The sequence below is a fragment of the Marinobacter sp. OP 3.4 genome (genome assembly GCF_036224885.1).
Lineage (GTDB): Bacteria > Pseudomonadota > Gammaproteobacteria > Pseudomonadales > Oleiphilaceae > Marinobacter.
On sequence record NZ_JAVVLT010000118.1, the window covers coordinates 60,450 to 73,250 of the forward strand.

Genomic DNA, 12,801 nt, shown 5'->3' on the forward strand with positions numbered 1-12,801 from the left:
TTCCTTCCCCACTGTGCAACTTTCGTCCCCGGATGGTTGTACCCGCTATGGCCTCGGTTACAATCAGGACTCTCATTTGCAGTCGATCATGGAGCGTGCCTTGGAATTCCTGTCTGACTACGGTCTCTTTCTCGCGAAAGTCGTGACCTTTGTGATTGCGGTAGTGGTGGTCATCGTGGTGGCGGCCACGTCCATACAGAAAAGCCGGGGGGAGGGTGACGACGAAGGCGAACTCACCGTTCGCCGACTCAACGAAAAGTACCGCAAGCTGCGGGAAGCCATCGAGATGCGGATGCTCTCCCCGGACCAGCGTAAACTCTGGAAGAAAGCCAGGCAGAAGGCGGAAAAACTGAAGAAAAAGAAAGCCGGCAAGTCCGCCGACGGGAAAGAAGAGGAAACCCGGCCGAAGACCTTTGTGATCGACTTTGACGGCGACATCAAGGCCAGCGATACCGAAACCCTGCGGAAATCCGTGACGGCGGTGCTGTCGGTGGCCGAGCCGGGGCGTGACGAAGTGGTGGTGCGCCTGGAGAGCGGCGGCGGCCTGGTCCACGCCTATGGTCTGGCGGCGTCGCAGCTTGACCGCATCCGGGGCAAGGGTATCCACCTGACCGCCTGTGTCGACAAGGTGGCCGCCAGTGGTGGCTACATGATGGCCTGCGTGGCGGACCGGATCGTGGCGTCCCCCTTTGCGGTACTCGGCTCCATCGGTGTGGTGGCCCAGTTGCCGAACTTCCATCGGGTACTCAAGAAGCACGATGTGGACTACGAGATCCTCACCGCCGGCGAGCACAAGCGGACCCTGACCATCTTCGGTGAGAATACCGAGAAGGGGCGCCGCAAGTTCCTGGAAGACCTGGAGGACACCCACCACCTGTTCAAGGACTACGTCCGTGAGCGGCGGCCTGACCTGGATGTGGACAAGGTGTCCAACGGTGATATCTGGTTCGGCACCCGGGCACTGGAAGTGAAGCTGGTGGATGAGATTCGCACCTCCGACGAGTACCTGATCGACGCCTGTGATCGCTCGGATGTGGTGTCGGTCAGCTTCCAGCGTAAGCGGACGCTACCGGAGAAGCTGGGACTGGCCACCAGCGCCGCCCTGGAAGCCACGGTCTGGCGCGTGCTGAGTGCCTTCCGCAACCAGAACATCCAATAACAAAGCATTCCTCAACCCCAGGAGACAGGCAATGAGCAACGATACCGACTATCAGGCATGGCGTGTTCACGAGCAGGATGGTGACTACGTGGGTGCCGAGGAAACCTGTAATACGGCTGATCTTCCGGATAACGAGGTGCTGATCCGTGTCAGCCACTCCTCCCTGAACTACAAGGACGCCCTGTCCGCCTCCGGCAACAAGGGCGTGACCCGCAACTTTCCCCACACCCCCGGCATTGATGCCGCCGGCGAAGTGGTGGCCTCCGGTGGCAGTCCCGCCGTCGGGGCCCAGGTGATCGTCACCGGCTATGACCTGGGCATGAACACCCCGGGCGGCTTTGGTGAGTATATCCGGGTGCCGGCGCAGTGGTGCGTGGCCATGCCCGAAGGCTGGGACGCCCGCAAGGCCATGATCTACGGCACCGCCGGCCTGACCGCGGGCCTGTGCGTTGGTAAGCTGCTGCGCATGGGGGCAACCCCTGAGCAGGGGCCGGTGCTGGTATCCGGCGCCAGCGGGGCAGTGGGGACCGTGGCCGTTGAGATCCTGGCGGGTCTTGGCTTCCAGGTGACCGCTGTGTCCGGCAAGCCCGATCACGCCGACACCCTGAAGTCGCTCGGTGCGGCGGAAGTGCTGGGCCGGGATGCCCTGGAGGCCTCTTCCAAGCCGATGCTGAAACCCGCATTCGCCAACGCCGTGGATACCGTGGGTGGCAGCCCGCTGGCGGAAATCCTCAAGCAGGTCCAGCCGGGTGGCTCGGTGTCCTGTTGTGGCCTGGTGGCCGGCCCCAAGGTGGAAACCACGGTGATGCCGTTTATCCTCCGGGGCGTGAACCTGCTGGGTGTGGACTCCGTGGAAATCCCGCTGGCAGACAAGGAAGCGGTCTGGAAGAAGCTTTCCAGCGAGTGGACCTGCCCGAAGACCGAGGCGTCCGCCCGGGATATTGGCCGCAAGGACCTCGACAGTGCCCTGAAGGCCTTCCTGGCCGGCCAGTCCAGCGGCAAGATCGTGCTGGATCACAGCCTCTGAGGCGTGTATGTGGCCGGTGTCAGGGACGGGCGCCTGCCATAGACCGACGCCCATAAAAAAACGCTGGCTTCGGCCAGCGTTTTTTTGTTTCCGGATCAGTATCAGGCGGTGTCCGCTACCGGGAATTCCCCGCGCCGGCGGAACAGCGGCTCGTCATTGTCCGTGGCCGCCTGGTAGGCATTGCTGAAGAAATTCAGGCAGCGCGGCGCCTTGTTGATGTCCTTGTCCGCCCGCAGGGCGTAACTGTCGAAGCCGCAGCGCTTCATGAACTGGAGCTGGTCCAGCAGGACGTCACCAATGGCCCGCAGTTCTCCCCGGTAGTCGAAACGCTCCCGCAGCAGACGGGCGGTGGAATAACCGCGACCGTCGCTGAACTTGGGAAAGTTTACCGCGATCAGGGGCAGCTCGTGCACGTGATCGGCGATGAGTTCCGGTTCCTCGTGGCTGTCCAGCCACAGGCCCACCTGATCGTTACCGGCATAGTGTTCACGGCCGGCCAGCCAGAGTTCCGCCGGCACCAGGCAGGGGCCTTCCGGCAGCGTCAGGGTCTCGCCTTCGGCGGGATGCTCAAGGACCTGCCAGTGATCGGCAACGATACTGCCGTCGTGGCGAACGATATCAGGCATAGACGCGCTCCTTGAACGGGGTGATGCCGATCCGGCGGTAGGTGTCGAGGAATTCCTCTTCCTCGGTACGGTTGTCCACATACACACCAATCAGTTTCTCAATCACCTCCGGCATGTCCTCACGGGCAAAGGACGGGCCCAGGATCTTGCCAATGGCGGCGTCATGCTGGGACGCGCCGCCAAGGCTGATCTGGTAGTACTCCTCACCCTTCTTGTCGACACCCAGCACGCCAATGTGGCCCACATGGTGGTGACCGCAGGCGTTCATGCAACCGGATATGTTCAGGTCGATGTTGCCCAGGTCATAGAGGAAGTCCAGGTTATCGAACCGGCGCTGGATGGACTCGGCCACCGGGATCGACTTGGCATTGGCCAGGGCGCAGTAGTCGCCGCCCGGGCAGCAGATCACGTCCGTCAGGGTATTCAGGTTGGCGGTGGCAAAGCCCATGGGGCGGATGGCCTGCCACAGGTCATACAGCTGGTCCTGACGTACATCCGCCAGTACCACGTTCTGCTCGTGGGTCACCCGTACCTCGCCCATGCTGTACTGCTCTGCCAGATCGGCGATCTGCTCCAGCTGACGGTCGGAGACGTTGCCCGGCGGGGTACCGGTCTTCTTCATGGTCAGGGTGACAATGGCGTAGCCGGGCTTCTTGTGCTCGTTGACGTTGCGGGTCACCCAGTTGTCGAACGGCCTGCTCTCGGCACGGGCGGACACCAGGGATTCCGGGTTGTCCTCCAGGGCCTCATAGTCCGGCTCGGTAAAGTAGCCCTTCATGCGCTCGATGGCATCGTGGGTCAGGCGGGTGGGGGAGTCCTTGATGTGGGCCCACTCCGCTTCCACGCGCTCGGCGAAGCCTTCCGGTGTCAGCGCCTTGACCAGGATCTTGATCCGCGCCTTGTACTTGTTGTCCCGGCGGCCATAGCGGTTGTACACCCGCAGGATGGCTTCCAGGTAGGTCAGCAGGTCCAGCTCCGGCAGGAAGTCGCGGATCGCCGGGCCAACCATGGGGGTACGGCCGAGACCGCCACCAACATGGACACGGAAGCCAAGTTCACCGGCATCGTTGCGCACCATCTGCAGGCCAATATCATGTACCTGGATGGCCGCACGGTCGGTATGCTCGGAGGCGTTGACCGCCACCTTGAACTTCCGGGGCAGGAAGGCGAACTCCGGATGATAGGTGGACCACTGACGGATGATCTCGCAGTAGGGGCGCGGGTCCGCAATCTCGTCGGTCTGGACGCCGGAGAACTGGTCCGTGGTGGTGTTACGGATGCAGTTGCCGCTGGTCTGGTTAGCGTGCATTTCCACTTCCGCCAGTTCCGCCAGGATATCCGGCACGTCTTCCAGCGCCGGCCAGTTCAACTGTACGTTCTGGCGGGTGGTGAAATGGGCATAGCCCTTGTCATAGTCACGAGTGATCCGGGCCAGGCGGCGCAACTGATCGGCACGCAGCATGCCGTAGGGAATGCAGATCCGCAGCATGGGCGCGAGGCGCTGTACATAAAGCCCGTTCTGCAGGCGCAGGGGGAGGAACTCGTCCTCGGCCAGTTCGCCAGCCAGCGCACGATCGGTCTGGTCCCGGAACTGGGCTACCCGCTCCGCCAGTATCTGCCGGTCGTGTTCATCATAGACGTACATAGTTCAATGATCCTGAATCGTCCTGTTGCACATCCCCGCGGTGCCAGTCGCGAGGGCGCTGTAGTGCCCCGCCCGGGTATTCCGGCGGTACACTGGTCAATGGGTAATGATGCGGGGCAGGATAGCACTACGTCCTTATTCTTAAAATGATTATTTCAAAATATGGTAATCGATTTTTGAGATAAGTAAGGGGTGGCCCCAACGCCCGTTCGGGCGGTAAATGTTTGATGAACCTGGCACCCTGAAACCCTTGTGGGTGGACTTGAAGGGGCGGGTAGCCTAGATTAAAGTACATTCTGGACGTGGTAACCGGACGTCACCATCACAAGATCAACAAAAATTCATTGGAGAACCGGATATGAAGAAAAGCTCACTGAAAGACAGCCAGGTCGATGCCATCGCCTTCACCATGCTGGTACTGCTGGTAGTCGCCTTCGCAGTGACCTGGGTGTCAGGCCTGTAAAGGGCCAGGCCTGGCGGCAGGCCTGAGGCCTGCCCGCACTGTTTTCCCGCCATCACCCAATATCGGTTGACCGACCGTCACTGGCCGGACAGCACCCAGCCGACGATCAGCGCCAGCGCAACCACAAACCCCACCGTGAAGAGGATACCGGCAATAATATACGGCCAGGGACTCTGACTGCTGAAGTCCTCCTGATGCCGCTTGCCCGACTGCACCCCGAATGCCCCTGCCAGCACACTCTGCATGATCTTGAGGATCCCGGGATTCTTCTTCCCACGGGATCCGTCGGACCGGTCCTGGTTGTTGTCGTTGTTGTCCGTCATCGGGTCTCCTGTCGGTGAGTTGCCCTGTACCAGTGAGTCGGCCCGGGCATGGTACCCGGCGCCACTCCCCTTACTCCGCCGGATCGTAGGCCAGGCTGGGGGCCAGCCAGCGCTCGGCTTCGGCCCGGCTGATACCCTTGCGGTCGGCATAGTCGGTGACCTGGTCCTTGCCAATCTTGCCCACGGCGAAGTATTTCGATTCCGGGTGGGCAAAGTACCAGCCCGACACCGCCGCCGTCGGGAACATGGCGAAGTGCTCGGTCAGTTCGATACCGGTGTTCTCCGGTGCCTTCAGCAGATCGAACAGAATTTCCTTCTCGGTGTGGTCCGGGCAGGCCGGGTAGCCCGGGGCAGGGCGGATGCCCTGGTACTTCTCCCGGATCAGGTCGTCGTTGTCCAGGTGTTCCTGTGGCTGGTAGCCCCAGAATTCCTTCCGCACCCGCTCGTGCATGCGCTCGGCAAAGGCTTCCGCGAGCCGGTCCGCCAGGGCCTTGACCATGATCGCATTGTAGTCGTCGTTGGCGTCCTTGAATTCCTGGGAGAACTCCTCGGCGCCGATACCGGCGGTAACCGCAAAGCCGCCCACGTAGTCGCACTGGTCCGACCCTTCCGGCATCACGAAATCCGAAAGTGCCCGCATGGTCTGGCCGGAGGCCTTGTCATCCTGCTGGCGCAGGTGATGGAGGACGGTCAGCTCTTCACTGCAGCTCTCGTCCCGGTAGACCACGATGTCGTCACCACGACGGTGGGCCGGCCAGAACCCGATCACGCCCCGGGCCTGCACCCGCTTCTCGTCGATCATCCGGCGCAGGATCTGTTGCGCGTCATCGAACAGGGTGCGGGCGGCTTCGCCGCGCTTGGGATCATCGAACACAGCGGGATACTTGCCGGCGATGTCCCAGGAGATAAAGAATGGCGTCCAGTCGATGTAGTCCAGCAGTTCGTTGAGGTCATAGTCATCGAAGGTGCGAACGCCAGTGAAAGCGGGCTTCACCGGTGTGAATCCGTCGAAGCCGATCTCCGGTGCGCGTTCACGGGCTTCCGACAGGGACACCAGCTTGGTCCGGTCGCCCCGTTTCTTGCGGCGCTCGCGGATCTCGTCGTATTCCTTGCGGGTTTTCTCCACGTAGTCGGGCTTACCGTTGCGGCTGAGCAGGGTGGAGGCCACGTTCACGCAGCGGGAGGCGTCCGATACGTACAGTGCCAGGTCGTTCTTGTACTGTGGCTCGATCTTCACCGCGGTATGAGCCTTGGAGGTGGTGGCACCGCCAATCATCAGCGGAACCTGGAAGTCCAGGCGCTGCATCTCCTTGGCCACATGGACCATTTCATCCAGTGACGGGGTGATCAGCCCGGACAGGCCGATAATATCCACGTTCTCGGCTTTGGCGGTTTCCAGGATCTTCTCGCAGGGCACCATCACGCCCAGGTCGAGAACCTCGTAATTGTTGCACTGCAGCACCACGCCGACGATGTTCTTGCCGATATCGTGGACATCGCCCTTCACCGTGGCCATGAGGATCTTGCCCTTTGCCTTCTGACCTTCGGACTTCTCCGCCTCGATGTAGGGGATCAGGTGGGCCACCGCCTGCTTCATCACCCGGGCGCTCTTGACCACCTGGGGCAGGAACATCTTGCCGTCGCCGAACAGGTCGCCCACCACGTTCATGCCGTCCATCAGCGGGCCTTCGATGACCTCGATGGGGTGTTCCGCCCGCTGGCGGCACTCTTCCGTATCTTCAACAATGTAGGTGGTCACGCCCTTGACCAGGGCATGCTCGACCCGCTTCTCCACCGGCCATTCACGCCAGGCCAGGTCTTCTTCCCGGGTCTTGCCGCCCTGGCCCTTGTAACGCTCAGCAATCTCCAGCAGACGGTCGGTGCCATCGTCCCGGCGGTTGAGGACCACGTCCTCCACCAGTTCCTTCAGTTCCGGGTCGATCTCATCGTAGACCACCAACTGGCCGGGGTTGACAATGCCCATGTTCATGCCCGCCTTGATGGCGTGGTACAGGAACACCGAGTGGATGGCCTCGCGCACGACGTCGTTGCCCCGGAAGGAGAAGGACACGTTGCTCACCCCACCGGAAATGGACGCGTGGGGCAGATTGTCACGGATCCAGCGGGTGGCGTTGATGAAATCCACCGCGTAGTTGTTGTGTTCCTCAATGCCGGTGGCGATGGCGAAGATGTTGGGGTCGAAGATGATGTCGCCGGGATTGAAGCCGATACCCACCAGCAGGTCGTAGGAGCGCTTGCAGATCTCGGTCTTGCGCTCGAAGGTATCCGCCTGGCCGTCCTCGTCAAAGGCCATGACCACCACGGCGGCGCCATAACGCATGCAGTCCCGGGCCCGTTTGAGGAACTCCTCCTCGCCTTCCTTGAGAGAGATGGAGTTGACCACCGACTTGCCCTGGACACAGCGCAGGCCGGCCTCGATCACCTCCCACTTGGAGGAGTCGAGCATGATGGGGACCCGGGAAATATCCGGCTCGGAAGCCACCAGGTTCAGGAACGTCACCATGACGTCCTTCGAATCCAGCATGCCCTCGTCCATGTTGATATCGATGATCTGGGCACCGTTCTCCACCTGGTCCCGGGCCACGCTGAGGGCTTCCTCGTACTGCTCTTCCTTGATCAGCCGCAGGAAGCGCTTGGAGCCGGTGACGTTGGTGCGTTCACCCACATTGATGAACAGGGTGTTTTCATCACCGGTAAAGGGCTCCAGGCCGGACAGGCGCAGGGCCTTGGGGCGCTCGGGAATCTTACGGGGTGGATACTTGGCGACGGCGTTGGCGATCGCCTCGATATGATCCGGGCGTGAGCCGCAACAACCACCGATGATGTTCAGGAAACCGTCCCGGGCGAAGCCTTCGATAATCTCCGCCATTTCCTCCGGCGTCTGGTCGTATTCACCAAACTCGTTGGGCAGGCCGGCATTGGGATGGGCGCTGACATAGGTTTCCGCCTTGGCGGACAACTCTTCCACATAAGGGCGCAGCGCATCGGCCCCCAGGGCGCAGTTAAGGCCGACGGTCAGGGGGCGGGCGTGGGCGATGGAGTTCCAGAAGGCCTCGGTGGTCTGGCCGGACAGGGTGCGGCCGGAGGCATCGGTGATGGTGCCGGAGATCATCAGCGGCAATTCGATACCGGAATCCTCGAAATACTGCTGTACCGCGTAGATGGCGGCCTTGGCGTTAAGGGTATCGAAGATGGTTTCGATCAGCAGCAGGTCGCAGCCGCCCTCGGTGAGGGTCTGGGCCGCTTCGTAGTAGTTGTCCACCAGGGTCTGGAAATCCACGTTCCGGTAGCCGGGATTGTTCACGTCCGGCGAGATGGAGGCGGTGCGGGAGGTGGGGCCGATGGCGCCGGCCACAAACCGGGGCTTGTGGGGCTCGCGGGCGGTGAATTCGTCGGCGATTTCCCGGGCCAGGCGGGCGGATTCCCGGTTCAGTTCCGGTACAATGTCCTCCAGACCGTAGTCCGCCTGGGAAAGGCGGGTGGAGTTGAAGGTATTGGTCTCGATGATATCCGCGCCCGCTGCCAGGTAGTCGCCGTGGATGCGGGTCAGCAGGTCGGGCTGGGTCAGGCAGAGCAGGTCGTTATTGCCCTTGACCTCCCGTTCGTAATCCCGGAAGCGCTCGCCGCGGAAGGCGGCTTCATCCAGTTGCTGGTTCTGGATCATGGTACCCATGCCGCCATCAAGGACCACAATACGTTCCTTGAGGGCCTGGTGGAGCTGGGCAAGTCGGGTCGCGCGATCGGTCATGTTCTGGGTTGTCCGGGCATAATGAGTGTACGGTTTCGAGCCGGGCATAATACCAGAATTGAGTGGTCGAGTCCTGCCGGGCGCGACCGGGTGGGCCTTGAAAACCACAGGCCGGGGCCTTATTGACATAAAATCCGACCAAAATACTTGGTCTTTCAGGAAACCGGGTTCTCCGTTAAAATAGACTCACACTTACTGACAGGTTGAAGAAATGGCATTGGTAACCGTTACCGACTCCGCAAGAGACTATCTTGCCGAACTGATCAACAAGCAGGATGTGGAAGGCATGGGCGTGCGCATCTTCGTGACGCAGCCGGGTACCAAGCATGCTGAAACCTGCCTGGCCTACTGTCCACCCAACGAGGTGGTGCCCACCGATGAGCAGCTGGACCTGGACAAGTTCACCCTGTACCTGGACCAGAACTCCGTACCCTTCCTGGAAGAGGCCCATGTGGACTACGCCAAGGACCAGATGGGCGGCCAACTGACCATCAAGGCGCCCAACGCCAAGGTGCCGAATATTGATGAGGACGCGCCGCTGCCGGACCGGGTGAACTACGTACTGGCATCGGAGATCAACCCCGGACTGGCGTCCCATGGTGGTGACGTGCAACTGGTGGAGATCGTCGACGAGTCCGTGGCTGTGCTTCGCTTCGGTGGTGGTTGCCAGGGCTGTAGTGCTGTCAGCCTGACCCTGAAGCAGGGCGTTGAGTCCACCCTGAAGGAGCGTGTTCCGGAAATCAGCGCGGTGCGCGACGTCACCGACCACTCCTACAAGGAAAATGCCTACTACCAATAAGGTATCTGGCAGGCCGTACTGATCGTCTGGAGATCGGACCAGGCAGTAAAAGCCCCGAAGTTCTGAGAACTTCGGGGCTTTTCTTTATTTACAGGCAGTTAGTGGGTCGTGGCAGTCCGGCAATGCGGCAGGCGGTCTTGGCGGGTGTGCCGGTGAAGAGTTGCATCAGGTAGATGCTGTTGCCCCGGTCTTCCCCCAGGGTTTCCCGGACGGCCTTGACGAACAGCCGGTTGGACGGGGGCGCCATTTCATGTTCCCTGTAAAAATCCCTCAGCAACCAGATGATTTCCCAGTGTTTCTCCGTTAACTCAATATCGGATTCGTCGGCGATGACCCTGGCCACGGCTTCGTCCCATTGCCAGGCGTCCTCCAGGAAACCCTCATTATTCCGTTCGGGTAGTGCCACGGATATCCTCCTACCAGCTGATAATACGTGAGAAGCGGTCGGTGAGTTGGACCATGCCCCGGTAGTCTACCAGCGGGACGTCGCCGCCAATGCCCCGGGCCTTGCAGTCGGCGGCGAGGGCCCGGGTCGATGCCGGTAGCCGGACGTTGTCGTCCGCCAGGGCGAGCACGGCATTCTCGGTCAGCAGCAACAGGTCTCCCTCGGCCATACCCACGAGACAGGCGGTGAACCGGGGGTGTCCCGGTGCCTTGTTGAGAATATGGAGGGTGAGCATGCTGTCGGTCTGGTGGCTCATAATTGCACTACCTGATGGAACAGCCGGTAAAAGGCCGGATCCGGGGTAACGGAGACCGCCTCCGGAGTTGGTTCGGTGAGACCAAAACGGGCCATGGCGGCTTTATCGGCATAGAGTTCCGACACCCCGAACATCCTGGCCGCCCCCAGGTTGCGGCTCACGGTCTTCTGCCGGACTGCATCACCGTCCTGGCCAGGGCGCAGCCAGTTGACTCCCTCACCACGGAACAGCAGGGCCACCGGTCGGTCAAAGGCGGCCAGGGAAAAGGCCATGTCCAGCGCCTCGCGGCCCTGCCAGTCGCCGTAGGGTGCCCGGTCGATCACCATCAGCAACGTGTCGTCCATCTCAGGCACCTCCGTGGAAATAGATGACGCGATTGGATGAGGATTGGGCCTCCACCCATTCCCCAAGGCCAGCAATGTCGAAGCCGCTGGCCAGGTTCGAGGCCGGCCGCTCATAGCGGGTGGCTTCCTGTTCATCCAGGAGGCCCCGACGCAGGCAGGAGGCGATGCAGGCCACGGCGGGAATCCGGTGCCGCGACAGCAGGGCCTGCCATTCGGCGGTCCAGTCGGTTTCGTCCGATGGCGGGGTATTCAGGGCGGACGCAAGGTACACCCCATCGCCATAGAGGAACAGGCGATCACAGGTATGGCCGGTATCGACCAGGGCCTGGCAGAAGGCGAGCGCCGTTGCCGGGGCCTGGCTGCTGTACGGGGCGCCGGTAATGACCAGGGTATAGCCGGGCGCCTGGTGGGCCTCGGTAGGGGGCATGGTGTGTCTCCTGGGATCCATGGGCGCTATTGTGCCATAAAGCGGCTGACAGCAGGATTCAGGCCGGGCTGACGAAAAAGGCCCCGCGTTGCGGGGCCCTTAAGCGTACGAATAATGACGCCGGAGCGCTTACTCGTTGAACGCTCCCAGAAGGTGAAGCAGGGATGTGAACAGGTTGTAGATGCTGAGGTACAGCCCGACCGTCGCCATCACGTAGTTGGTCTCGCCGCCGTTCACAATACGACTGGTGTCGTACAGGATGAAGCCAGACATCAGCAGTACGATGGCCGCGCTCAGGGCGAGGCTGAGCATGCTGATATCAACACCAAACAGGCTGGCGACCAGGCCACCCAGCATGGCAGCGATCACCACGACCATGCCCGCGACCAGGAAGCTGCGCATGAAGGAGAAGTCCTTCTTGGTGGTCAGCACATAGCCGGACAGGGTGAAGAACACCAGGGCGGTGCCGCCCAGCGCCTGCATTACGATGGTGCCGCCATTGGACATGGACAGGTAGTGGGACAGTAGCGGCCCAAGGGAAATGCCCAGCAGGCCGGTAAAGGCGAACACCACACCGATGCCGGCGGGGCTGTTGGCGGTACGGGGAAGTACCAGCCAGATCAGCGCCAGGGCGCCCAGGGAGCACATCAGGCCGACGCCGTGGCTCAGGTTGAGCGCCATGGCCACGCCCGCCATGACCGCACTGAATACAAGCGTCATGGCCAGCAACATATAGGTGTTACGCAGCACCTTCATGGCATCGGTGCTGATTCCGGTACCAGCACCGGCACGGGTGGCCGCGTAGGTACCCTGGTTCTGGTTGACGTTAAAACGCCTGTTATCCATGTTCATCTCCGTCATCTGATCGATCGGTGTTACATCCGTACCGCCATAATAATGGACGGTGCTTAAGTTTCAATCCTCAACATTATGCCATTGAGACATTTCACGGCGGAAATGGTTTCATGACACCTGACTGATTTTCTGTAAATTGTCGTCTGCTATAACTTGCCACTGATAATGGGGGCAGACGGACGGTTTATCAATAGCTCAGACCACCAGGGTGGGGCATCTGGCCATGCTGGCCACCCGCTGGGAGACACTGCCCAGTATCATGCCGTCCTTGTCGCTGTGGGTGCCACGGGAGCCCACCACGATCAGGTCCACGTCATGCTGCTTGGCAAACTTGACGATGGTCTTGGACGGCCTGCCGCCCTTGACGAAGCCACGGACGCTGGGCGCACCCGCCTGGATGGCATACTGCTTGGCATACTCCACCACGTCCCTTGCATACTCGGACAGGGCCTCGTCGGGAATCTGAAGCTCCTGCGGACGCACCATGGACAGCGACGCCTCAAACAGGCTGTGGTGCTTGTAGACACAGATCAGGTACAGCTCGGCGCCGGTGAGCTTCTGGAACTCCACCGCCTTCTCAACCGCATCCAGTGCCGGCTTGGAGCCGTCCACGGCTACCAGGATTCGTCGAAACATGATCACCTCCTCAGCGCAAACCAGCGC

At 61.3% G+C, this 12,801-nt stretch carries 13 protein-coding genes; 3 read left to right on the forward strand and 10 right to left on the reverse strand.

Annotated features, from left to right (window positions below):
- Positions 1 to 100: 100 nt before the first annotated feature.
- Complete coding sequence (gene sohB / locus RO069_RS20340) at positions 101 to 1,159, forward strand: protease SohB (RefSeq protein WP_328189909.1); 1,059 nt, start codon at positions 101 to 103, stop codon at positions 1,157 to 1,159.
- Positions 1,160 to 1,190: 31 nt separating this feature from the next.
- The gene (locus RO069_RS20345) at positions 1,191 to 2,186 is read left to right on the forward strand and encodes a YhdH/YhfP family quinone oxidoreductase (protein WP_328189911.1); all 996 of its coding nucleotides are present in this window, start codon (positions 1,191 to 1,193) and stop codon (positions 2,184 to 2,186) included.
- 101 nt (positions 2,187 to 2,287) lie between these two features.
- On the opposite strand, the gene RO069_RS20350 is transcribed toward RO069_RS20345, so the two are convergent.
- The 4 genes from RO069_RS20350 to metH all read right to left on the reverse strand — a co-directional run bounded on the left by RO069_RS20350 (position 2,288) and on the right by metH (position 9,012).
- Positions 2,288 to 2,812, reverse strand: coding sequence for a DUF934 domain-containing protein (locus RO069_RS20350; protein WP_328189912.1), 525 nt, complete (start codon positions 2,810 to 2,812; stop codon positions 2,288 to 2,290).
- The gene (locus RO069_RS20355) at positions 2,805 to 4,457 is read right to left on the reverse strand and encodes a nitrite/sulfite reductase (protein ID WP_328189914.1); all 1,653 of its coding nucleotides are present in this window, start codon (positions 4,455 to 4,457) and stop codon (positions 2,805 to 2,807) included. The genes RO069_RS20350 and RO069_RS20355 overlap by 8 nt, the downstream gene beginning before the upstream one ends.
- Positions 4,458 to 4,997: 540 nt before the next feature.
- A complete protein-coding gene (locus RO069_RS20360) occupies positions 4,998 to 5,243 on the reverse strand; it encodes a DUF2970 domain-containing protein (protein WP_328189916.1) in 246 nt (81 codons plus the stop codon).
- Positions 5,244 to 5,313: 70 nt separating this feature from the next.
- Entirely contained in the window at positions 5,314 to 9,012 is a 3,699-nt protein-coding gene (gene metH / locus RO069_RS20365) for a methionine synthase (RefSeq protein WP_328189917.1), read from the reverse strand.
- Positions 9,013 to 9,223: 211 nt separating this feature from the next.
- Between metH and nfuA the strand changes: the two genes are divergently transcribed.
- Complete coding sequence (gene nfuA, locus RO069_RS20370) at positions 9,224 to 9,811, forward strand: Fe-S biogenesis protein NfuA (RefSeq protein WP_328189919.1); 588 nt, start codon at positions 9,224 to 9,226, stop codon at positions 9,809 to 9,811.
- Between the two features lie 88 nt (positions 9,812 to 9,899).
- Here the strand turns inward: nfuA and RO069_RS20375 are convergent, their stop codons facing one another.
- The 6 genes from RO069_RS20375 to RO069_RS20400 form a co-directional block, all read right to left on the reverse strand.
- Positions 9,900 to 10,217: a TusE/DsrC/DsvC family sulfur relay protein gene (locus RO069_RS20375; RefSeq protein ID WP_442915399.1), complete on the reverse strand. Its 318-nt coding sequence runs from the start codon at positions 10,215 to 10,217 to the stop codon at positions 9,900 to 9,902.
- 10 nt (positions 10,218 to 10,227) lie between these two features.
- Positions 10,228 to 10,512, reverse strand: coding sequence for a DsrH/TusB family sulfur relay protein (locus RO069_RS20380; protein WP_328189921.1), 285 nt, complete (start codon positions 10,510 to 10,512; stop codon positions 10,228 to 10,230).
- Positions 10,509 to 10,856 (reverse strand): DsrE family protein, encoded by a 348-nt coding sequence (locus tag RO069_RS20385; RefSeq protein ID WP_328189922.1) that lies wholly within the window; start codon positions 10,854 to 10,856, stop codon positions 10,509 to 10,511. Before RO069_RS20385 ends, RO069_RS20380 begins: the two co-directional genes overlap by 4 nt.
- 1 nt (position 10,857) lies before the next feature.
- Positions 10,858 to 11,283 (reverse strand): sulfurtransferase complex subunit TusD, encoded by a 426-nt coding sequence (gene tusD / locus RO069_RS20390; RefSeq protein ID WP_328189924.1) that lies wholly within the window; start codon positions 11,281 to 11,283, stop codon positions 10,858 to 10,860.
- 129 nt (positions 11,284 to 11,412) lie between these two features.
- Positions 11,413 to 12,129, reverse strand: a complete 717-nt coding sequence (locus tag RO069_RS20395; protein WP_442915400.1) for a Bax inhibitor-1/YccA family protein — start codon at positions 12,127 to 12,129, stop codon at positions 11,413 to 11,415.
- A gap of 204 nt (positions 12,130 to 12,333) precedes the next feature.
- Positions 12,334 to 12,774, reverse strand: coding sequence for a universal stress protein (locus RO069_RS20400; RefSeq protein ID WP_328189926.1), 441 nt, complete (start codon positions 12,772 to 12,774; stop codon positions 12,334 to 12,336).
- Between the last annotated feature and the right edge of the window lie 27 nt (positions 12,775 to 12,801).

Excerpts from the sequence above, each read along its gene's own strand:
- RO069_RS20345 (WP_328189911.1), top strand. The coding sequence starts at position 1,191 with ATGAGCAACGATACCGACTATCAGGCATGGCGTGTTCACGAGCAGGAT.
- RO069_RS20350 (WP_328189912.1), bottom strand. The coding sequence starts at position 2,812 with ATGCCTGATATCGTTCGCCACGACGGCAGTATCGTTGCCGATCACTGG.
- RO069_RS20355 (WP_328189914.1), bottom strand. The coding sequence starts at position 4,457 with ATGTACGTCTATGATGAACACGACCGGCAGATACTGGCGGAGCGGGTA.
- RO069_RS20360 (WP_328189916.1), bottom strand. The coding sequence starts at position 5,243 with ATGACGGACAACAACGACAACAACCAGGACCGGTCCGACGGATCCCGT.
- metH (WP_328189917.1), bottom strand. The coding sequence starts at position 9,012 with ATGACCGATCGCGCGACCCGACTTGCCCAGCTCCACCAGGCCCTCAAG.
- nfuA (WP_328189919.1), top strand. The coding sequence starts at position 9,224 with ATGGCATTGGTAACCGTTACCGACTCCGCAAGAGACTATCTTGCCGAA.
- RO069_RS20380 (WP_328189921.1), bottom strand. The coding sequence starts at position 10,512 with ATGAGCCACCAGACCGACAGCATGCTCACCCTCCATATTCTCAACAAG.
- RO069_RS20385 (WP_328189922.1), bottom strand. The coding sequence starts at position 10,856 with ATGGACGACACGTTGCTGATGGTGATCGACCGGGCACCCTACGGCGAC.
- tusD (WP_328189924.1), bottom strand. The coding sequence starts at position 11,283 with ATGCCCCCTACCGAGGCCCACCAGGCGCCCGGCTATACCCTGGTCATT.
- RO069_RS20395 (WP_442915400.1), bottom strand. The coding sequence starts at position 12,129 with ATGGATAACAGGCGTTTTAACGTCAACCAGAACCAGGGTACCTACGCG.
- RO069_RS20400 (WP_328189926.1), bottom strand. The coding sequence starts at position 12,774 with ATGTTTCGACGAATCCTGGTAGCCGTGGACGGCTCCAAGCCGGCACTG.